The sequence below is a fragment of the Paenibacillus xylanexedens genome, from assembly GCF_017874615.1.
Classification (GTDB): Bacteria; Bacillota; Bacilli; order Paenibacillales; family Paenibacillaceae; genus Paenibacillus; species Paenibacillus xylanexedens.
The window spans coordinates 70,308-92,203 of the sequence record NZ_JAGIKV010000024.1 but is presented as its reverse complement, the minus strand read 5'-3'; the positions used below and the strand labels follow the sequence as shown (position 1 = coordinate 92,203).

Below are 21,896 nucleotides of genomic sequence, written 5' to 3'. Positions count from 1 at the left end.
CTTTGATATAATTCATCTATTAATAGTTCTACAGAATACTTGGTTTACAAGTAGCTTAGCATCGATTGGTGCAGAACGAAAGGAGCATAACATGATCCCCAATGTTGGAGATGTATACTGCGTATACGTCGAAAAATTACAACAATATACAGCCTGCCAGGTAACTGGACTGAAAGAAACAGAGGGTAAAACTTCTGACACGCTTGCCTCTGTCCTTCAGTTGGATTGGACTGGTGATCAACTGCCTAATGAAATGCAGCTTCATCAAATGAAACCGCTGATCTGTAATTTCTATTTCTGGCATGATCGACTTGCCCATAGTTTTGTGAGTGCTAATGTTCCTTCACAGTATGTGCTTGCAGGCAATATCCCTCCTCTCTACACCGAGGAAACAAATACGTATGGCGGAGGCTGGCCGATCGGAGAAAGTCTCTATCTCCAGCGTGAATGGGAAGGTATCGATGCGATCCGAAGAGCGCAGTTCAAACAAGCTGCGGATGATGACAAAGAAGTGATGGTTGGCGATCGTGTAATGCGGCGCAGTACGAGTACACTCCGCGATTTCAGCCCTACATCTGCGGAAGATGTAGCCGAACTCGCAAAGCTACCTTGCCTGACACATCTTGAAATGGATGGATATACGGAATCGATCTTTCCATTTATAAAGGACAACCCATTCATTAATGAACTTCATATCATACATCATGGTCAAACGATGCTGGATATCAGTAAGAGTCACCTAACCAAACTTATTGTGGATGTCAGCGGGGTGGAGCGGTTAATTTTGAACACGAAGATGACGAGTCTCAACTTCACAGGAGAGTTGTCTCCTGATCTGCATATCGTAGCTCATGAAGATGGTAAATGCATCACTCTGAATGTTCCATCGGGCCTGCCACAGGTTACTGGTCTCTCACGACTTGAAGGTCTGTATATCAGAGATATCACGGAAATCAATCTGGAGCCACTTGTGCAGTATTATCCTGAGCTTTCAGAGTTACGATTGTGGGGTAAACCCGGCAATGTATCCTATATAGAGTCGATTCAGCATTTGGCAAATTTGCAAACCTTCACTACATATGACCTGTTCGGCTTCAAAGGTGAAGAATTCCCTGGTCCAGAGCAACTTCCAAAATTGGCTACGCTGTGGCTAACCAGCCTTCCTGCCGATGCAGCCAGATCGATCAAAACAAGATATAAAAAATCCGCTGCTGCCGGACTTGATATGGAAATCACCAAAGCACGCAAACCGGAATGGCTTGCGGAGAACCTGAACAATCCAACTCGGGACTGGGATGGGCGGGACCACATCAAGGCAGTGCACGCCAAAAAAGCAGCTCAATTGTACAAGCAGTGCTTGAAGGAAATCCGTCAATTAAGTCAAGATTTTAACAATCAGGAAGCTATGCACAAACAGCTCGTCTCCATGGTTGAGAACTACACACAGACCTTCAACAAGATGGATGCCAAGACCGGCTTTATTGAAACTGTTGAGCGTGAAGAGATTTATGTTGTTCTAACGGAGTTACTGAATCAGTTACAAGAGAATTTGGAACTGCGTCAAGATGATTTGATTAAGGTCAATCACGAGGAATTATATGAGGTATTTGATCGTTTGAGGGATTTTTAGTTCACCAATAAACCGTTGTTTACGGAAAAAGGGTCCTGTTATGAACATTAGAGGACCCTTTTTTGCATGAATAGAATTTCTTGCACTCTATTTTCAATAAGACGACGTGACTCATACATGACAAGTGCTCTCTCACAATTTATGGAGCTGGTGGGCATAACTAATCTGTGATTTATTTCCATATGATCACTAGCGTGTTTGGCGTGAGCCTTTCTCCGCCAGAATTGCCGCAGTCGAAGCTGCGGCCTCGCCTATCACAAAGCAATTCGGCATGACTTGGGCAGAACCTTGGGTCGCTCAAACGGACTGCTCCATGTGATTGATCCTAAAATGGCTGCAAAGCACTTCGCTGCATTAACGTTTTTATTGGTATTTAATCAACCGGGAAAAATCGGGACATTAGATGAGGAACAAACTAAAAATATCATCACTGAAGGCGTACGCGTCTTTCTTTGCGCTTATGCCCCACAACGTAAGTCTTAAAATCGCCATTGTAAATGCCTTGTCTTTTTCCGGATAAATTCCATAATCTAATCGATCTGCGACTTCATTATCAATGGTAAACGCAAAAACGGAACGAAGCATGCTGATACCCTGCTTCGTTCCGCCCATCTTTTAATCTTCGTCCCATTTCGTTAGTGATCTTGCTCTAATCTAAAGCAGCCCTTCATTGAATGGAAAACACTTCTTTTTTCAATAATTCTTCTGGCGTCTGCCCTATCACATCACTGTGAAAATAATCGCGGATAACGCCATCTTGAAGATAGTTGGCGATCGATACCATAATCATCCCTTGATCCAGTGCCAGATAAGCTTTTGCAAGTTCTCCCGTTTCAACATTGACCGAGTCATAGAACCCATATTTGCCAAACATTTTGAAGTTCTTTGAAACTTTAATGTTCTTTCGAACAGCTTTAGGGGCATAATCCAAGGCAAGGAATGATGCGTGTGCTGTTACCGTTGCTCCATCTTTATAACCTGAGGTACCTAACGGTGTTGCTGCAAACTCACTGTATCCTGTCGGAGTTGCAGAAGGTGAAAAGCCCCATGCGGCATACCCTTTTTCTTTGGCGTATTCGATCTGCAATTCGACATGACGCTGATTGTTCAATCCCAAAGCTTGAGTACCCAGGTCTTTTTCCTTTATGACCATACCGGGCATAAGAGCTTCAAACATGCTGCCTCCCCAGCTTGGTACGAACTTTTTATCCTTGTATACATAACTTCCTTCAAACACATCCACTCCATCGTACTTAACGGATTTGCCTTGAGGAATCTGAGCTTGCCAATCCCATTCTTGAGGTAATGTGCGATACATCTTCCACCAATGATCTTGAGGAACGTCACCTTTCCCAATAGCAATATAGCTGCCTACACGTGGTTCCGTATAAAACATCCCATAATGGTGGTCCGTCAGCGCGCCTTTAGCCACATCATAACCTCCGCGGAATTGGCCGACTTCAGGATCATATAGCGGAGTATAATTCATATTTTCAACCAACTTGCTTGTTTCCCCATGAAGTTCTTCATAAGCTTGCCCAACAACAATTAAACCAGCGGATAACCAGCCATTATCGACTTGGGAAATAAATTGTCCCCAATCTTTCTTCACTGACCCGTCATCTGTGTTATACCAGTTATAAAATAGGCCGTTCCACTTTTCTAATTTTTCGAGGGAATTTATTGTCGTTTGCAAGCGATTTACAGCTTCTTTCTTCGAAATAATGCCCAATTGTTGCGCTGAAACGGTACTCATCATATACATTGCGATGTTTGTGGGCGAGGTACGTTTAGCTTCTTCTATCCCGTTTTCAGTGTGCCGTACTTCATCGTAAGTCAAACCGGTGCTCTGATCCGTATAGTCCTCAAAAAACGTATAGGTCTTATATGCAATCGCTTTCAATTCTGCTCGGAATCCAATTAAATGGCTTGAGTCACCTGCTGAAGCCATAGGAGTTAAAGCTAGATTAGCTAACAGACAAAAAGTTAAAATGAAGCTGAATTGTTTTACTTTTTTCATGATTTTCTCCCTTCAAATGGATTCGAAACGTTTCGTGTATATGTTATCATAAATTTCCCATTTCCGTAAACAATAAAATAAAACGCTTACAGATACTGAATATAATGTGGCTTAATTATAAATTTGAATTCGAAACGTTTCATTAAAGGGACTACATTAAGGCAACTCACGTGGAATTATATGACGACTTGATCGTTTGAGGGTCTTTTAGAGATTCTAAATAGAGGAGTTAAAGAGCCTGACTCCATAGGAATCAGGCTTAATCCTTTCTCGTATCCATTCTGAACCGTTCTAATTTGCTACAACTGTTGTTCCGCAATACTCGCAGTCCGTTGATTGCTTAGGAAGTACTTTTGCCTTCGCCCCACATCCCGGGCAACTCACTGAAACAGGCCTTTGTGGCTCTTCAACTTTTTCTTCGACTTTCTCTTCAGTGTTTTCCTTATCTGAAAAATTGATCTCTGTATAGTTAATTGTATTATGACTACTGTAACTCACGGTGTTGCTATTGTAACTTGAATAAGTATGTGGATTTGCATTTTCGCGATCAAGAGAACCTCCATAGTCTCCCCCATAAAAATTTCGTTCAGGGCCACGCTTTTTCTTAACACGTTTTTTCCTAAGCAATTTAATACCAAAAAACAAAAATAAAAATTCAACGATAATAATTTCAACTACAAGAACTATATTCAATTGATCAACGACATTCTCTTCCATAAGTAATCGTATGGGTATAGCAATGGCATAAAACATAAAAAATAGTCCAAATAACTTCCTTAACAACACGATTCCTCCTATGCAGATTACGAGATCCTCATCGTTGTTCCGCAATACTCACAATCCGCAGACAAAGTAGGATATACCTTTACCTTGGCTCCACACCCTGAACAATTCACGGCTACAGATTCTTGAGGTGCCTCGTCATATTTCTCATGATGCTGATCTTCGTCATTTTGCTTATCAATAGAATCGTAGTGATGATATTGATCAGTCCTAGAACGAGATTTAGGTCGACCACACATTTTAATGCCCGTAACAAGTACGATAACCCCAGGGATAAAAAGAATTATCGTACTGATAATGGCCGTTTCTGTTCCCTCGGATATTAATATTAAAGATAACAAGATCGTCAGAGACGAAAGGATAATGAATATAATTCCAAAAAATCTTTTCATCGCGTTTCCTCCTGCAATTTATGATTTGCTTGTCATGATCTGTTGATTGCGCTCTTTCAAACGGAACTTTAACTGGGATAGTTGCGAAGCAAGACGTTCACTATTTACCAATTCCCCTGCTTCGTACTGATTTGCAAGCTCACTGTTCATCAATTCAATGTCCATCAAGATCTGGCGGTCATTTTTCTCAAGTGAATCCGGAGTGATTGGGTCACTATACTTTACAAGTTCAATTAATGATTGAACGGTTTTGCGCTCCTCTTCCACAGTTAGGACGGGATGTTGCACCATGGTGTGAAGCAATTGCTGTAAAGCATTTTCAATCGATTTTAAATTCCCCATTTTTGTATGTTCATCTGTTTCATGACGGCGCACACTCTGAATATAGATTATAATAATTCCGCACAAAATAATTGCGATCGCAATCGTTAACGTGTGTAACAATACGAACCAGCGAAGCGCATGATCTGCTGAACCTGTTAACAACGTGTAGATCATCACACAAATCAGATAAATAACCAATACTACACCTAACGCTGTGTAACCTGGAACAAACCGTTTAAACCGATCCATATTTTGCATAATGAACCGTGCGTAGATCCAAATAGCCGTAATCGCTACATAAGAAGCGACGAGATTCATCCAAAAAGAAAACGATAGTAGCGCATGATTAAATACCGTAAAAGAAACGATTGACGATACTAACATGCATATTAAATAGACGACATCCAAAATCAAGAGATTACTCCGTTTTACCATCACTATGCCTGTCCTCCTTCTTGCAGATTGTTTCCGCAATCGAGACAGAACTTCTGGCCGGGTTTTACTTCATGTTGGCAACGACTGCATTTCAAGCTTAAACCTGTGCCACAGTTGCCACAGAATTTTGTATGACCGGAATTCATATGGTTACAATTTGGGCATGGGCTAGGCATCGGTTGATGACATTGGATACATTCCAATGCGTTCTCCGCATTATCCGCCCCACATGAAGGACATGCATGGTATTTGTCACCACAGTTAGGACAGAATTTGGTTCCCTTTGGCAAGGCATGTCCACAATTATTGCAATCTGTTGTTGCTACCGATTTTTCGGCTAATGAATTGCCACATTTGCTGCAAAAAGCGCTGTTCTCCTGGTTCGGATGATGACACTGCTTACATATACTTACTGCAGGCGTTTCCTTCGTAGACATCACTTTAGACATCTGGGACATCTCGCTACTGAAAGAACCACCCAGACCAACCCCCATGCCCATCCCAAGCCCTGCGCCCATGATGTCTGACTGCATGCTTCCTTCATTCTTCGCTGCACCTTCAAGCGTATCAAACGAACGTTCTTGCTGATATGTGTACCCAATGATATCCATCTCGGCTTTGCGTGCCAACGCTTCTCTTAATCGAATGACTGAAGGGTCTTCTTCGGGCAGATTGACATTGTGAATATACAGGTTGATTAACTCAATACCAAATTCTTCAAAAGTAGAAGCTATCGTATCTGCAAAATGTCGTGATATCTCACCGATATATGCATTGATCTCCAAAACACTTACTTTTCTATGTATTAGATATGAAGACAACATGGAGTTAATATTCATGATAATCAGCCCGCGGAAGTAATTAATCATATTAGCTTGGTTAAACTCAGGCAGTGTTCCCACAAGCTTGACCAAAAATTTTCGTGAATCCGAAATTTTAATTCCCATTTGTCCAAATGTTCTAACGGGAACAATAATATTATACTTGGGATCCTGGATCTGAATCGGATTCGCCGTTCCCCATTTAACGTCCAATGCGCTTACTTGATTGACATACCATACTTCTGCTGCAAAAGGTGACTTTCCCCCGAACGGAAGGTTAACGAGTCGGTTCAAGATTGGGATATTCGCAGTACTCAACGTATGCCTTCCGGGTCCAAACATATCAAGCGCTCTTCCATCCTTGAAAAGAATTGCTTGTTGAGATTGATTAACAATTAACTGAGTCCATGTTCCCAGTTCAGTCTCGGGATGTTTCCAAGCAAACACATCAGGTGAGCCATCATACTTAATTACGTCAATAATCGCCATGTTTAATTCCTCAATTCAGTATTAGATTACTATAATTTACTAAAAAGTTCTTTTGCTAAATCACTGATTCTACACTATTTCCTAAATTTAATTATCTTTCATCTACTTGTTCCATGCTTAGGCATTGATATTTTACCATTTCTAACCTTAATACGCACTAAGATAGTTCATGTTTCATATGATATTTTTCCTATATTGGCATGTTCATATTAGTAAAAACCTCTTCCATATGTTCATAGGAAAGAGGTTAACTATATAACCACATGTTGTGAAAAATCAAAATATTAGCTTGAGTATCCACTCTCGATCATTATCAACGTCCCAATTTTGAAACCACTTGCAAAAGCCTCTTTTGAATGTATAGAGTGAACTTGATCCATCATATCAAACAATACCTCGAGTTGTTTAAAGTCATCCTCCGAAAGCTTTTCCTGAAATTTTTCGATATAAGCTGTAATCTCCTTATTAATAGATCGATACTCCGAATCTTGAGGAACAATATTCTCCTCTGGTCTCAGGTTACCGTAATATAATTCTTCTATTATATTTCCCACATCACAGCCCTCCTTCCTCTAATAAATGTCTTGTGCTCTTCTCATGACAATTATATAAGTTTGACAGACAATGCTGGGGAATTATGCGATATTCGCATATGATTCTTATCGCTTTCATAGGATATCGCATTTTGCATGCTTGCTTTGACATAATAATGAAGCGCTTATTGAGCCCAACCTCGAGAGTATGCTAAGATAATGGACACCTATTTCTACAAAAACCTATAACAAATCAACCGTAAAGAAAGGACACTATGAATCCTTCATCACTGTCATCCAAATTACAACAGATCGTTCCACAACTGGATCTGCGAAGCTGCCTCGTTAGCGTACGCGGTGAGATCATGTTCGAACACTACCGCAACCACGAGGCTGCGACCGATATTGCAAAAATCAATTCATGTACCAAGAGTGTGCTATCCGCCCTCATCTGTATAGCAATGGATAAAGGTTTGTTGCCAGAGGCATCAACCCCAATCTCTACCTTTTTTCCACAGTTGACATCCGATCCTGATCCGCGCAAACCAGCGATCACGCTGGAACAACTGCTCACCATGACAGCCGGGTTCAACTGGGACGAGTTCGGCGGGCAGAATTCATTCCCTCGCATGACCCGCACCGATCATTGGGTAGATTTTGCGTTGGAACAACGCTTAAGCCATGTACCGGGTACATATATGGAGTACAACTCAGGAGTATCACAGATCCTATCCGCCATCCTGATGCAAAATGCAGGTATGAACGTAGCCGAGTTCGCGGAACACTATCTTTTTGACCCGCTGGGAATTAAGGATTATGAATGGGAAAGCGACCCTCAAGGTGTACATACTGGCGGATTCGGTCTTAAAATGTTACCCGTAGATCTGCTGAAATTCGGTCAGCTGTTTCTACAGCAAGGGATGTGGGAGGGTAAGTCTCTCATTTCAAGTGATCTCGTTTCCCGTTCGACACAGCCTTTCATTACAGTCACTCCACCGAATCGCGGCAGTTATGCTTGGCATTGGTGGGTGGATGTCTATCCGAACGGAAGGTCTGACTCCCAAAATATTGCTGCTGAAGACGACCAACCCAATCTACATTATTATTACGCGCGAGGATTTGGTGGTCAGTATGTATATATTGTGCCAGAGCTCGAACTTGTTACGGTGTTAACCAATGACAAACGAAAGAAAGAGAAACCTCCGCTGGATGTTTTCCCTCGATTAATTGCCCCTGAGCTATGGAAAATGTTATAAACGCAGGCAGTCCTTCTTTCCTGTTCGATCAATTAACCCCCAACCTTGTGGCCATAACCTGACCATAGGTTGAGGGTTATTCGTCATGCCAAAGCTTCTTCGATAGCAATTATTATTGGATACGGACCAGACTCTTGATTAGAGAGCACAACCAGTTGTAGGTCATAGTCCGGATACACGGAAGACATGAACGACACCCCTGGATCAAACCCCATGATATGAAATTTGAAAATCGCTTCTCCCTTGCGGTCAATCCAGATACCCTGCCCATAATACTCTTCATCCTCTTGATGAGCATGTGGAGTTAATAACTGCTGTGTCATTTCTACATTCAACAATCGGTGACCCAGCAAAGCATCCCAAAACCGAATCATATTCGGTGCCGTAACATAGGCTCCACCGTCCGATCCACCTTGGACAGGAATGGAGAACATATTGGTATTCCAGGAGCCATCTTCATGATCGATATACCCTAAAGCTGTGTTACGCGGGAGCTGATCTGTTACGAAATAACCGGAGTCCTTCATGCCACATGGTTTGAAAATGTGCTCTTCCACAACATCTGTAAATGACAGTCCTGAATGTTGTTCCACGATAAGTCCCAGCACAATGAAACCCGCATTGTTGTAGTGAAAACGTTCACCCGGAGCAGACTTCATTGGCAGATGCTGAAACATGGGCAGAAAGTCACTTAAACGCCGCATTGCGTAGACGGGTCTTTCTTTCCACAATTCTGAAAAGTCATCCATCACTTCTTCATCGAAATAATCCGGAATGCCTGACGTGTGTGTTAACAACTGCTGGATGGTGATCCCTTTGTCCCACAGTGGAAACTCCACATCCAACACATCCGTAAGCTTGGAATCCGCAGACAACTTGCCCGCTTCAATTTAGTTGGCATATACTCACTGCCGTGAAGATCTTACATCCAGATGCAATTCCAAAGCGTGTATCCACCTGATTGGCAAGCTCTTCACTGCGATTGGCATAACCACGTTTCATATTCAAAAGGGGTTTCCCGGCTTGCTGGAGTAATACAACACCCGAAAAATTCACGCGTTCCATGATTTCTTCTACTTTTGCTGTCAGCTCTACTCCATTCAACATTTTGTTGTTCACCTACTTGTCTATGTATTCATTACATTCTCATTCTTAATTCTTCGTCATATCTTGCATACCTGCCAAATTTTCATAAAAAGCAGGATTACTCCCTTATAAAAGGAAATAACCCTTCTTCAGACAACGTAAGATTAAGTTTGACAAAGCATGCTCAAATGCTGTTCAATCACTTGTTCCACTCGTTTTACCGTAAGTCTATCTGGCTCCATGCCTCAAAACAACATAGGTTAGCGCAACGCTTGCAGGTCCGCCTCGGGACTTCCTGCACTCTTCTTCGTTTCACGGGGAGACCTCGTATTAATCAGATAATACAATGTGGCATAGATTGTAGTAATAAACGTGCCAAAAAACAGGCAAAACGCCAGAGACGGGCGGCTTACACTTTCGTGCATCAGCTCAATCAACGTCTCACGATTCGTCAGTGCATCCCAGCTATTCAGTCGATATACACGTCCAAGCAATACCCCGTAACTCCCCAAAGCACAGCCAACCAGTACAAAGATCCAGGATGCCCAGCGTCCAATTCGGTGATAGATCACTTCCTGAAGCTGATACATCGACAGGAATCCAAGCAGGAGTCCAGTCCAGACAAACATTAATACAACACTTAAGTCGTACCAATACGTGTAGTCCACCCCGTTCCCACCATAATACCGTGAACTTCTCGCTGTCAGATGAACCAAATCCGTAACAATGTAAGAAGAGTTCGGGAAAAATAACAACCACAGCAGACCACTTGCAACTGCAAGCCATGCGGCACCTTTCCATTTTACATCACTTAGAAGATAGGCTGCATAAGAGAACACAAAAGGAATCCAGCCCAAGAACAGATTCCAGATCAGGAAGCGGAAATAACGATGATCCAGCCAATCTGCGGCTACATAGTACAACCCAAGCGTTACTATTGTGACCACACTAAGGAAAATAAATATGCGAATATAATTCAGTTTTCTCAATGATTCTGACCTCACTTGATAAAATTCAATTAGTTTCGAAAATATCGGATGATTTCTTCTTTATTCTTTTCCACACGCAAATTCAATCCTCGTTTATCCTTTAATCCATACTGCTGTAATTCATGGCCTGGATCAAGCACCAACGGTTTCGTCGCCACATCGACCAGCAAGTCCATCGTCAGTTGATAGGTTTCCCGTAACTTGTCCATAGGCAGAGAAGATTCATACCGTTTAATCAGCTCAATCAGACGTTCAGCATACACGAGACGAACCATACTGTCCGCACTCTTCAATTGTCTTGAAGCAAATGCTGTAATGCCCTTAATTATACTTGGTTCTGTCCGATGTTTGGCAATCAACGCAAGTTCATCCACCGCATCCCAATTCATGATAGACAGCTCGGAACTTAATTGTTGAATGCGCTCCCCTATCCATTGTTCCTCTAACTCTTGGGGTACGTCCCATCGCTTATAGTCGGCATATACGCCTTCTCGATGCATCTGTATAGCGCTCCCGTAATGTTTGACGAACAACTCCTTTGCTACACCCCAATCGGCTTCTTCCATCTTAACCACCACCATACTTGTTCCTATTTGTGCGTACGCTTTTATCCATACACATTACATAAATTTACTACTTTCAAAGCATACTAGAATCATACCATTTACCAAAGGAGAATCAAATTTACAATGAATCCAAATTCCATGAACCCTCAGAATGTAGTACAACCCACATTGAACACCAATCCAAATGTCACCCCTAACATGAATCATGGCGGCCATGAGATGTTCGATGTGCATGAGATTCTGTCCTCCACCATTAACGTCCTGGATCAATACATGATCTTTCGTACATTTGTGCAGAGCCAGGAACTGATTGGCATTCTCGACCGGCAGTACAACTTCATATTATCCCAGTACAATCTGACAGCAGAGTGTTTTGCATCCGGACAGAAGCCTCATCAAGAAACAGCTACCTATATGATCCCCAACATGGTACCACCGGTATATGGCCTTAAGCCATCAGCACCTAAAAAGCCAAACCAGAGCTTGGCCGATGTAAAGGATGCCGGGATCAGCGGTCATATGTTGGGACTGATTAAGTCACATGCGAGTCTGCTCGGCATGTCCTGTAGCGAGATCACAAATGGAACGGTTCGCCGGGTCATTGCTTCACAGATCCAGCATTTTATCGAGATGGCCTATGAAATTTTCATGTTCCAGAATAAAAACGCCTATTATCAAGTACCTCAACTCACTCCAAGTGATACACAACAGATGCTTCAGGTATACATTCCAGCAACCGGAGCACCTCAGATGCCTATTAACAATAAACCACTTCATTAATTAGAAAATAAAGTCCGAATACCTAGAACAGTCTCTTGAACCCTTTCGGGTTGTAGCGGCTGTTCTTTCATTATTTGTAATCATTTTCCTACTGAAGACACTTGATTCGCTTACCAGAAACTGGTTTAATCAAAGACAAACCCGTACATATTCAACTTACGGATGATACATATAAAATAGGGTGAAATGCCGTTATACGAGAATTCAAATGGCTTTTTCTTCATTAATGGGGAGGTATACAATGAGATGGAAGCACCCTGCTAAACTTGGTTTACTGGCTATGGCTCTAGGCTGTACTGCCATTGGCGCAATAATCACACCTTCAACAGCACTGGCTGCACCTGTTCTCGCTTCCAAAGCGGTGTATCATCAATTCCAAACCTATCGAACAGAAGCAGTGAAGTCCACAGAAAGTCTGGTTAAAGCGCGTAAATACCTGATGAATCATATCGATAGAGTCGACCCTTGGCAGGGCACACTAATGACGCTGCAACTGGAGAACATGCAGAACGTGAAGCTGGCTGATATGGATTACCAAATGTATACGGAACAATTTCAACAGGCCATATCTCAAGCCCATGAACAACTTGGTTACGAACAGAAGCTTACATATAGTCGTCTGCTCAAAGAAATTAAAGATCCGACAGCGAAGAAACGTCTGCAGGAAGCATCTGATCTCGGGTTCAAACTGGAAACCAGTGAAGGCTTGTATTACCCCATCATCAATTATGAGATATATCAAAAGTTCAAGCCTTTTGTTAAGGCTGATATTGCTGCGTACATTAATATTATGGCTACCGAGTCCAACCAAATGACAACTTCAGATGGTGGCATTATCATTTCTTGGAACGAATTAATCCAGCGTGCATTGGAGAAAGAAGCCTTTTTGAACAACTTCCCGAATTCCAATCGCACATCAGCAGTGAAGCAAGGGTTATTTGTGGATTATCTCTTTTATGGAAGTGACAACACGCCTGCTTATGATTGGTACACGGACGAAGAAATCCGCACCATGGACCCTGAGGTGAAACAGGCTTACGAGAAAGCTTTGGCTAAGCGGGAGCCCAATACGGAGAGTGTTCTTCTGGACACTATGGAAAAGATTTTACTGGTTCTCAATCAGAACAATGATGAGCTTACACCTGAAGTCAGAGCAATCATTGAACCTGTTCAACAACAATTTGCCCGGGAATAATCGGATGCTGAATCGCAAAATGTGAATGCCAAAAAAGCGGCAGTCCTCGAGACAGAGGGTGCCGCTTTTAAATTTACATATCAAGTCCTTACGTTTGGATCAAAGAGTTGAAGTGACTATTGATGTAAGTTTGTTCGGATTGACGACGAGATACACGCCCTCAATCCGCTCTCCGGAAGCGTCCAACTCCAAACAGAGTACCTCGGACAACTGCCCTTCTTTCATCAACGCGAGTTGAAGTTCGCCATTGATCCACATCGGTACCCATTCCCTTTCACGCAATCGCGTAAGGACTCGCCGTGAGGTCAGGAGTGCAAGCACACCTTTGTGAACGTTCATTGTTCTCATAACCGTATGCACAACGCCACCGCCATCTGCTGTAAATACAGGCTGATCTGCCAGTAACTCCAGCATGGCAGAGACGTCATAACGAAGGAATGCCGTTGTAAAACGGCTCAGCAATTCACCTTTGGCTATCATATCCGCATCACTCTGCTCGATCGGCGGAAGTCTTTCGGGCAGATTTCGTCTGGCGCGGCTAAAGATTTGACGGCAGTTACTCTCCGTTTTGCCCAGCCAATCCGCTATTTCGGAATAATCATATCGGAACGCTTCACGAAGGACAAAAACAGCCCTCTCCATGGGCGATAGACGCTCCAACATGACCAGATAGGCGTAGGAGATCAACTCTTTTTTCTCCATCGTTTCCTCTGGCATGTTCGCCTCTTCACTGTCACCCCTCGGCTCTGGCAGCCACTCACCAACATAACTTTCCCGCTGATTACGGGCGGAATTTAGCAGATTCAAGCTTCGGTTTACAACCAATCTGGCGATGTAGGACTTGGGATTACGAATATCCTGAGCAGACGTGCTCTGAATCCCCGCAAAACAATCCTGCACAATATCTTCAGCTTCTGCCACACTGCCCAGCATGCGGTAAGCTATTGAAAATGCATATTTTTTATAACGAATATACAACTCACCAACATCCAGAGAAGACACTTCTGGCTCATTGGTGTGAAAATTAGAATTCATAAGAAGCCTCCTCTGGCATGGTGCGTGTATTTTTAGTTAAAGCAACCCGGATACATCCCAGTTGTGATCGCAATTCGGTTCCAGTTATTAATCGTGTTAATGGCCAGGATCAGATCCACCAGTTCGGATTCACTGAAATGTTCACGGACCTTATCGTACAACGCAAGGGGCACACCGTGTTCCGAGATTCGGGTCACCGCTTCAGCCAACTCCAGCATAACACGTTCTTGATCCGTGAAGAAAGGCACTTCACGCCACACACTTAGCAAAAGAATATGATCCGCGTAATCTCCCAGTTTCATCAAATCTTTGGCATGCATATCGAGACAAAAAGCGCAGCCATTAATCTGGGACACTCGGATTTTTAACAACTCATACAATACTTTATTTTCAAATTGCCCAGAAATATATTGCTCCATCGCCATCATCGCTTTAAAAGCACCTGGACTAGCTACTCTGTAATTCGTTCTTAAATTCATTTCTCATTCTCCTCCGTCATTTGGTTTACATACTGTAGACAAATGACAGCCGGGATCTGTGACATTCTTTGCAAAAATCTTTTTATGCCCACAAGAATGTCAGCTCAACTAACGAATATTCACCCTGAGATTCTGATGGCAGGACAACCTCCATGGAGTCAAAAATCAGTAATGGAAAAACATACTGAAAGGTTGTTCTCTTTTTATGTAATTAACATCTGACGTAATATAAAACAGAAATTTTCCGTATTCATGTACGGTTTTTGCTGTAGCGTTTGTGATTTTAACCAAAAGCAGGTTGGATATATTGATATTTTGACCAAAAGAGTAGTAACATACGGCTAACGAAGTTAACTTTTCTGACATTAAAAAGAAAATCGTTTATCCATATCAGCAAGGAGTGTTTCCTATGATAACTTCCAACGCAAACCATACAATGACTTCCGAATTACCTAGAGGGTGTACGTTCACTGCTGAAGACTGGCATGTATTATCCCAATATTGGTACCCGGTAGCCCAAGCAACCGAAGTAACAGACAAACCCCTGGCTGCTCAATTACTCGATGTCAAGCTGGTTCTCTACCGCAGTAATGATCAGGTTGTGGTAGCCAAGGATCTTTGTTTTCACCGCGGGGCTCCACTTAGTAAAGGCTGGGTAGAAAATGGCGAGATTGTCTGCCCTTATCATGGTTTCCGTTATAATTGTGAAGGAAAATGTACCGCAGTACCTGCGCACCCAAGCTCCAAGATCTCGCCTAAGCTCAAACTTATCGTGTACCCGGCAGTCGAACGTTATGGCTTGATCTGGACCACTTTAGCGGGAACGGAAGAACAGATCCCCTCCTTCCCTGGATGGGATGATCCGGATTATATCAATATTTTGCCACCCAACTTTGACATTGCTGGTTCCTCTGGACGACAAATGGAGGGATTCCTGGATGTATCCCATTTTGCCTATGTGCATACCGAGACGTTTGGTGATCGAAACAACACCGAAGTCCCCCAATACAAAGTGAAACGCGAAGGTAATGAGTTACTGGCGGAGTATTGGAGTACGGTAAGTAACTATGGCAAAGGGCAAGATCTTGTTGCACCTGAAGGTTTCCAATGGCTGCGCGAGTTTCGAGTGTTCCCACCTTTTGCGGCTTCTCTTACGGTACATTTCCCAGGAGACGACAAACTGAATATTCTGAATTGTGCTTCGCCAATCTCTGCCCGTTATACACGTTTATTCTGTCCAATCACACGCAACTTTGACAAAGACGCCCCGATTGAAGATACAATCAAGTTCAACTTACAGGTATTTGAAGAAGACCGCGAGATGGTCGAGTCACAGAAGCCGGAGGATCTGCCCCTTGATCTGCATGCCGAAGCCCATATTCCCGCAGACCGTACTTCGATTGCTTATCGTCAATTGTTAACGGAGCTTGGCTTGGGACGAAATTACACATCGTAAATTAAATCATATATAAGTTCAACTAATGAATATATTTACACTGGCACTCCGATGGCAGAATAACTTTACGATCGCTGTTATCCCCAGATTTTTTTATTCCATTTTTCATAGGGAAAATCCGGTGATAGCGTATGCTTCCGAAGTAGCTTTCCTGTAGAAAGCTTTTAGGCGAACGCTCCGCTTCTTCAAGTTATTTCTGCCCTCTCCGTTATCGTGTAAATGTTTAGTTGAACATATATAGGTGTTCTTCAACCTCAGGCAAGCTATCGATGATGGATGTCAGCGCCTATAAAGTCTTGAAGTACCATCCTGCGGTCTCTGAGGAATGGGTAGAAAAATTTCTTAGGAACTCAGGACATCTTATTTGGCCTCTAGGTCCTCATTTAAAATTGTAAGGAACTCCAGACATGTTATTTCCCAAAATCCCCCGATAAAAACATGTCAAACGGCTGTTTCTTCTGATATAACGTGTCTCAGATTCTTTAGATTTCTGAGCACGCCTCAAATCCTTGATTAAGACGCCTACGATTCGTTAGCATTCCATGCTCCAGACAAGTTTAAGTATGCATCGGCTTTCAGCAGGTTTGAAGACACCTTTAATCAACAAAAGAAGCGTTCCTTTGCGGACGCTTCTTTTGTTATACCTAATTTAACTGAAGTAGCTATGTGTATAAGATAAACCTTGCCTCATAAACGTCATCTTTCCTCTTGATTATTCGTATTCATAGGAAGCTCTCTATAATACGGACAGCCCGGCTCATGAATAATACGTGGATCAACCCAAGTGCCCCAGTACGGAAGACGGTTTACGTAAGGTTGCATGTTTGGTTGGTTGTTCGGCTGTGAGTTGGGCTGCATGTTTGGTAGTACATTGGGTTGTGTGTTTGGTTGTATGTTTGGCTGTACATTGGGTTGTACATTATGCATTACGTAAGGCTGATGATTCACATTTGGAGCACTGTTAGAGGCAGGAGCAGTTGAAGGCTGGCAATCTGCCGGCGGGCCAATAATCACTGTTTTTTGAATGGGAGCAAGTGCTTCTTGAACTTTTTTCTCATCCAGACAGTAGGTATAAGCCAACAGTTTTGCAGGTGTAAGACGTAAGGTGTCTGAGCCAAATATCGCTTCAGGAACCGGAGCATCAAAGACTGCCAGTAAGTGTGTATGATCTGCAGTAGCCACTTCATAGTGCCACCAGCCTTGAGGAACGTTAGCCACCTGCCCCGGAGTAATCGGGAAATGAAGCAGCTCGTTGGTAAATGGATTAATGAGGGAAACAACTGCCGAACCGCTGATGCAGTATACCAACTCGGTTGCATTCGGATGCGTATGTGGTTCAACCACATTGCCAGTGTTGAGGAAAATATCCAGTAAAGAAGTATTGCCCAGTGTGTTTAACTGTTTGATGGAAAGAGCGTTAATATAGTTGTTCTCATCCTTCTTGAATAACGGGTTATTGCTCAAATCGTAAGTAAATTCAGTGGTTGGTAAAGTGTAATCCATGTATGAGGTTGCCAAAATAAAACGCCTGCCCTTCGCTCTCGGTTTAGGTCATAACCTATATGCCAGCTTATGCCCAGCGCCCAGATACGTGAGCCCATTTCCGCCAAGTTATTAACGAGTAGCCAATGAGCCCTGACTCAGACAGCCCGAGCAGGGCTCATTGGCTATTAAAATTCTGCTTCGTCAGAGATGCCCTCCCAACTAATCCCTAATGGAGTACTGTTCAAATTTACACTCTGAAGCCAACTCATTCGCTTGACCATGTCTGGCGTTCCCTCGATCAAACCATCAGTTACACTCAAATAACGTAGTTTCTTTAATTTCTCCAGTTCAGGCGGAAGCGCACAAATACCAGAGTACCCTATATCCAGAGTTACGAGTTCGCTCAATTCACCAATCTCGGCTGGAATATGTTTCAGACCAAGATCCGACTTCTCCTTCGGCTTCCATCCGGTCGGAACATGATAAGAACTGCCGCAATAAATTCTAAGCTCTCGAAGTTGTTTCAATTTTCCAATGTCTTGGTGAATACCTTCCAAATCCGCCGTCATGATCTCCAATTCTTCCAATGATGTCAGTTCGAAAAGGGCTGGAGGAAGCCTATAAACATCCTGCTCAAAAATCGTCAAACGTTTCAAGGGCTTTAATTCCCGAATACGTTCCGGAATCTCTTTCAAGTAATGTGAACTAATATTCAGCACATCCGTCTGATGTCTAATCGCATCGTCCAGTAAGCAATGAATGTCCTGATGCCGATCTAATCTAAAAAATAACCCAGTGATTCGCTCCATTAGCTCAATTGCTTCTTCTTGTGTAATATGCATGCCATACATATTCTCATGAGCAACAGTGTAGAAGTAGTCACTTCCATCCTCGTTCAAAAAACAAAGATCATCTGGCATTGAGGGATATAACCAGTCATGAAAGCGGTTGGCTTCCTCCTTGAGGATCTGCCCTGATTCCGGCGTGCAACGATATATGTAATAAATCCCCTCTGAATACATGGCGCCACTTTTCATCATCATTTCTTCCATCGTACTGCTTTCAATCAGATACGGATCCAATCTCCGTAACACTGTGGTAACTCTTTCAGGTGTAGCTTCCTCAGCATATTTTCTGTCTACCAGCATAAAACGATCTGTCTTCTCGATCAATTCGTCAATCAACAGTTCATAGGCAGTTCCTCTTGGATCAGTATGAAAAGCTACGGCTACCATAGGTTCCCCCTCATTACTCATTATTCATTAATCTTCAATCTGCTGTATCATCTGAAACCACTGTGGCATAGGCTGATATCATCAATGAAGTTATTGGAGGCTTGTTACATGGCATACGGCCCTGGTTCAGTTTCATCCCCGCAACCTGCGGGTTATCCTTACCCTTATTATCCGCCACCCCCACCGTATCCTTACCCTTATCCCTATCCATACCCGCCCATCGTTCCTGTTCCACTACCATATCCGATCGGCGGTCCTTGGTGGCATGGTGGCTATCCCGGCGGTGGTTACCCCGGTGGACACCCTGGTCATTTCCCAGGAGGTGGCTATCCCGGTGGACCTCACGGAGGTGGACCTGGCGGTCCGGGTGGACACGGAGGACCTCCAGGTGGAGGATATCACGGACATCGTTTCTTCCAGTGGTAATCATTAGACTCATTCAGAGTACTGGTTCAGATAAAGGAGCTGCTTCGGCAGCTTCTTTATTATTGAAGGAATTGTCTAATCGTGCAGGATTTTAATAGGTGATCTCATCCATCATCTTCAGATTACGGTTCGACATACTGAGGAGATCCGTGAAGGTAGGTGTAAGATAATAGACAAAATCCGGATCGTGAACGTACATAATAATCTGCCCATACGTGCCTTCCTCCGTTGGATCAAAATCGAGCATCAGATACAGTGAACCACCTGCAATTGTTGCAAAAGGAATCCATGGTTTATGGAAAAGGTATGGTTTGATCTCCGGGTCCAGCTGGCTGATCTCTTCGGCAGAATAATACTCTTCAAGCTTCTCATCCACTTCACAGAAGTATTGTTTGGTCTCTCGAATCTCTTCCAATGACATCAGATAAAAGGGTGTACATCTGCCCGTCTCGGCATCACCCGAGTACAGCACATGCAACCCGTAGCCACTGCCGTCTTTCCTTTGGTAAAAGGCACGAAAATCGCCAGGTAGCCGGACGCCATACTCCTTTTCGAATAGATCCAGACTTTCCTCGGATGCACCTTCCCGATGTTGATATTCTTCAAACAATTGGCGAATCTCTTGATCCTGTATTCTCTCAGCTAACAAGTGATTCAGCTCGTCCATTAGCAAGTTTAATGATACATTCGGCTCCAATCTCACCACACCTCCCATATCTCAGTTCTTCTCTTCTTGTAGATATTGATGATATCCCCAAAACGCTTCTTGCTCTCCGCCGCCTTCAATCAGAATCATGACTGCATAAGATAACAAATTAAGCCATTGTTCCATCAACGCCACCTGTGCGTCCGAAATGAGGTTGTTGCTGCGAAGCATACCCTCAGGTTCAACAGCCCAAGCACGGGCCATGTGAGTAATTCCCCATAGACATGCCATGACTTCCCGATCCAGTGAAGGCCGTGCAAGTTCGGACGCCAGAACACGCAGTATCCCCATCAACTCATGAAAATTCTCCTCAATCAATTGTCCACGGAAGGGCCGCAGACTGCCAATAAAACCGTTCTCCATCTTGGGATGACTCAGATCATCATAGGAAAAGGAGTGACATTTTAATAACGTTACAGCCTCTTCACGTTCCATCCCTTCACCCCTAACTAGGTCAAAATGCTACCTCACCAGCGCAGAGGTTCTTCTCCACGCCACAACACATACCGCTCCAACTCACGAAGAGTGCCTGTACCGATCCCGTACTCGTCCATTTCTTTGGAACGAAGATCGAGCACATGCAGCATGCCACCATATGTGCCAACTGCAAGTTTGGATCGCTCTGGTGATACGGCGAAAGAATAGATCGTACTACCCACGAAATGGCGCCATACTTCCTCTCCCTTGTTATTCACACAATTCAGATAACCATATGCATCTCCAAGCACCATGCCTGCCTCTATTTCCACTGCTGCATACACACGTGCATTCTCATCCATCACTGGCCAATCTTCCTTCGTTTCGTTGCCTGCAATTGATTCCAGCGGGACCTGTATCGTGACCCCGTTATAGAAATGACATGCGTTAAACCAGACGGTCTGGTTATCACTGGTGAATGCTGCATAATGAGGGTAGCTCGATTCTGGATAGAGAGAGTATGTCTTGTTCAGCTGGCGGTCCATCACCATATGATTGCTCCCTTGGCTGCCATAGGCAATCCATCGACCATCCTGTGATACAGCTGCATGTCCCATATCTATCTGTGTATCCTCTAGCTCATACTCTTCGATCTCTGCCAGATCGGGATGAAGTAAGGTCAATTGATCTTGCGTTACAAGATATATCCCGTATCTTGAATGTATAAGTAGTGCTTTGCCTTCATCCATAGGTATAAGTCCTTCAAGTGTCCGTTCGGGATGCTCACAGTCCGCAAGTGATTCAATCCGAGGTAATGCCGACTGTATCCGGGCTTGAATATCTTCCCATCGATATGTCGCTATCTCCTGTCCTTCCAACCTGCGATCTGGCTGACGAATGACACTAATCCCATTCGGTCCTGCAAGCGCATAGTCTAATCCGTCTGATGAGCAACCTGCAAAAGTATATGGAGTGATCAACTGCCATCCGTGCTGATCCATTGTATATATCTGACTATTCTCCGTGAAAATTCCCGTATTACATACAATCGTTTCCTCGTTCAAATAACCTACAACTTTGACCGCTTGCATGGAAGCCTGAAACGCCTCGTTCAATGGCCACGTCGCTGCGGGTAGCTCATGTCGAAGCACCTCCACATCACCGTGGAGATTGGCCTGTCTCACCATCTGGAATACTTCAGTACTCATTCCGTTTCTGGAGTCTCCCTCCAGCTCGGATTCATCCGGTTGCTCTCCACGCATACTTCTCCGGACAAATGCATTAACATCCCTTGCATAACGCTTGCCTTCATTACGCCATTGTTCCGCAATGTCTTCCTTTAACCAACTCATCTATTC

At 43.5% G+C, this 21,896-nt stretch carries 22 protein-coding genes and 1 pseudogene; 7 read left to right on the top strand and 16 right to left on the bottom strand.

Annotated features, from left to right (window positions below):
• Window positions 1–91: 91 nt before the first annotated feature.
• Entirely contained in the window at window positions 92–1,630 is a 1,539-nt protein-coding gene (locus J2Z28_RS25360) for a hypothetical protein (protein WP_211084774.1), read from the top strand.
• 330 nt (window positions 1,631–1,960) lie between these two features.
• Window positions 1,961–2,113, top strand: a complete 153-nt coding sequence (locus J2Z28_RS25355; RefSeq protein WP_244988533.1) for a TetR family transcriptional regulator C-terminal domain-containing protein — start codon at window positions 1,961–1,963, stop codon at window positions 2,111–2,113.
• Between the two features lie 184 nt (window positions 2,114–2,297).
• Here the strand turns inward: J2Z28_RS25355 and J2Z28_RS25345 are convergent, their stop codons facing one another.
• The 6 genes from J2Z28_RS25345 to J2Z28_RS25320 form a co-directional block, all read right to left on the bottom strand.
• Entirely contained in the window at window positions 2,298–3,650 is a 1,353-nt protein-coding gene (locus tag J2Z28_RS25345) for a glucoamylase family protein (RefSeq protein WP_211084773.1), read from the bottom strand.
• A gap of 291 nt (window positions 3,651–3,941) precedes the next feature.
• Window positions 3,942–4,433, bottom strand: coding sequence for a hypothetical protein (locus tag J2Z28_RS25340; protein WP_211084772.1), 492 nt, complete (start codon window positions 4,431–4,433; stop codon window positions 3,942–3,944).
• Window positions 4,434–4,453: 20 nt separating this feature from the next.
• Complete coding sequence (locus tag J2Z28_RS25335; RefSeq protein WP_211084771.1) at window positions 4,454–4,825, bottom strand: hypothetical protein; 372 nt, start codon at window positions 4,823–4,825, stop codon at window positions 4,454–4,456.
• 18 nt (window positions 4,826–4,843) lie between these two features.
• Window positions 4,844–5,587, bottom strand: coding sequence for a hypothetical protein (locus tag J2Z28_RS25330; RefSeq protein WP_211084770.1), 744 nt, complete (start codon window positions 5,585–5,587; stop codon window positions 4,844–4,846).
• Window positions 5,587–6,894: an SPFH domain-containing protein gene (locus J2Z28_RS25325; protein ID WP_211084769.1), complete on the bottom strand. Its 1,308-nt coding sequence runs from the start codon at window positions 6,892–6,894 to the stop codon at window positions 5,587–5,589. The genes J2Z28_RS25330 and J2Z28_RS25325 overlap by 1 nt, the downstream gene beginning before the upstream one ends.
• A gap of 284 nt (window positions 6,895–7,178) precedes the next feature.
• On the bottom strand, window positions 7,179–7,448 hold the full coding sequence (locus tag J2Z28_RS25320; RefSeq protein ID WP_211084768.1) for a DUF6809 family protein: 270 nt from the start codon (window positions 7,446–7,448) through the stop codon (window positions 7,179–7,181).
• A gap of 254 nt (window positions 7,449–7,702) precedes the next feature.
• On the opposite strand from J2Z28_RS25320, the gene J2Z28_RS25315 reads away from it, so the two are divergent.
• Window positions 7,703–8,683, top strand: coding sequence for a serine hydrolase domain-containing protein (locus tag J2Z28_RS25315; RefSeq protein WP_211084767.1), 981 nt, complete (start codon window positions 7,703–7,705; stop codon window positions 8,681–8,683).
• A gap of 83 nt (window positions 8,684–8,766) precedes the next feature.
• Here J2Z28_RS25315 and J2Z28_RS25310 read toward each other — a convergent pair.
• The 3 genes and pseudogenes from J2Z28_RS25310 to J2Z28_RS25300 all read right to left on the bottom strand — a co-directional run bounded on the left by J2Z28_RS25310 (window position 8,767) and on the right by J2Z28_RS25300 (window position 11,324).
• Window positions 8,767–9,790: pseudogene (locus J2Z28_RS25310) on the bottom strand (serine hydrolase domain-containing protein).
• Window positions 9,791–10,029: 239 nt separating this feature from the next.
• Complete coding sequence (locus tag J2Z28_RS25305; RefSeq protein ID WP_211084766.1) at window positions 10,030–10,758, bottom strand: DUF1361 domain-containing protein; 729 nt, start codon at window positions 10,756–10,758, stop codon at window positions 10,030–10,032.
• A gap of 29 nt (window positions 10,759–10,787) precedes the next feature.
• On the bottom strand, window positions 10,788–11,324 hold the full coding sequence (locus J2Z28_RS25300) for a hypothetical protein (protein WP_211084765.1): 537 nt from the start codon (window positions 11,322–11,324) through the stop codon (window positions 10,788–10,790).
• A 138-nt stretch (window positions 11,325–11,462) separates the two neighbouring features.
• On the opposite strand from J2Z28_RS25300, the gene J2Z28_RS25295 reads away from it, so the two are divergent.
• Together J2Z28_RS25295 and J2Z28_RS25290 are read left to right on the top strand one after the other, a co-directional pair.
• Window positions 11,463–12,104: a spore coat protein gene (locus J2Z28_RS25295; RefSeq protein WP_211084787.1), complete on the top strand. Its 642-nt coding sequence runs from the start codon at window positions 11,463–11,465 to the stop codon at window positions 12,102–12,104.
• A 241-nt stretch (window positions 12,105–12,345) separates the two neighbouring features.
• Window positions 12,346–13,299 (top strand): hypothetical protein, encoded by a 954-nt coding sequence (locus J2Z28_RS25290; protein WP_211084764.1) that lies wholly within the window; start codon window positions 12,346–12,348, stop codon window positions 13,297–13,299.
• 99 nt (window positions 13,300–13,398) lie between these two features.
• On the opposite strand, the gene J2Z28_RS25285 is transcribed toward J2Z28_RS25290, so the two are convergent.
• Window positions 13,399–14,334, bottom strand: coding sequence for a sigma-70 family RNA polymerase sigma factor (locus J2Z28_RS25285; RefSeq protein WP_211084763.1), 936 nt, complete (start codon window positions 14,332–14,334; stop codon window positions 13,399–13,401).
• A 32-nt stretch (window positions 14,335–14,366) separates the two neighbouring features.
• A complete protein-coding gene (locus J2Z28_RS25280) occupies window positions 14,367–14,813 on the bottom strand; it encodes a carboxymuconolactone decarboxylase family protein (protein ID WP_036672879.1) in 447 nt (148 codons plus the stop codon).
• A gap of 409 nt (window positions 14,814–15,222) precedes the next feature.
• On the opposite strand from J2Z28_RS25280, the gene J2Z28_RS25275 reads away from it, so the two are divergent.
• On the top strand, window positions 15,223–16,269 hold the full coding sequence (locus J2Z28_RS25275; protein ID WP_211084762.1) for an aromatic ring-hydroxylating oxygenase subunit alpha: 1,047 nt from the start codon (window positions 15,223–15,225) through the stop codon (window positions 16,267–16,269).
• Between the two features lie 696 nt (window positions 16,270–16,965).
• On the opposite strand, the gene J2Z28_RS25270 is transcribed toward J2Z28_RS25275, so the two are convergent.
• Together J2Z28_RS25270 and J2Z28_RS25265 are read right to left on the bottom strand one after the other, a co-directional pair.
• Window positions 16,966–17,787: a cupin domain-containing protein gene (locus J2Z28_RS25270; RefSeq protein WP_211084761.1), complete on the bottom strand. Its 822-nt coding sequence runs from the start codon at window positions 17,785–17,787 to the stop codon at window positions 16,966–16,968.
• A gap of 152 nt (window positions 17,788–17,939) precedes the next feature.
• Window positions 17,940–18,989, bottom strand: a complete 1,050-nt coding sequence (locus J2Z28_RS25265; RefSeq protein WP_211084760.1) for a leucine-rich repeat domain-containing protein — start codon at window positions 18,987–18,989, stop codon at window positions 17,940–17,942.
• 108 nt (window positions 18,990–19,097) lie between these two features.
• On the opposite strand from J2Z28_RS25265, the gene J2Z28_RS25260 reads away from it, so the two are divergent.
• Window positions 19,098–19,415 (top strand): hypothetical protein, encoded by a 318-nt coding sequence (locus J2Z28_RS25260; RefSeq protein WP_211084759.1) that lies wholly within the window; start codon window positions 19,098–19,100, stop codon window positions 19,413–19,415.
• A gap of 91 nt (window positions 19,416–19,506) precedes the next feature.
• On the opposite strand, the gene J2Z28_RS25255 is transcribed toward J2Z28_RS25260, so the two are convergent.
• The 3 genes from J2Z28_RS25255 to J2Z28_RS25245 are packed head-to-tail and all read right to left on the bottom strand — an operon-like array spanning window position 19,507 to window position 21,890.
• The gene (locus tag J2Z28_RS25255) at window positions 19,507–20,112 is read right to left on the bottom strand and encodes an SMI1/KNR4 family protein (protein WP_244988527.1); all 606 of its coding nucleotides are present in this window, start codon (window positions 20,110–20,112) and stop codon (window positions 19,507–19,509) included.
• 21 nt (window positions 20,113–20,133) lie between these two features.
• On the bottom strand, window positions 20,134–20,556 hold the full coding sequence (locus J2Z28_RS25250; protein WP_211084757.1) for a hypothetical protein: 423 nt from the start codon (window positions 20,554–20,556) through the stop codon (window positions 20,134–20,136).
• Between the two features lie 32 nt (window positions 20,557–20,588).
• Entirely contained in the window at window positions 20,589–21,890 is a 1,302-nt protein-coding gene (locus tag J2Z28_RS25245; protein WP_211084756.1) for a hypothetical protein, read from the bottom strand.
• Between the last annotated feature and the right edge of the window lie 6 nt (window positions 21,891–21,896).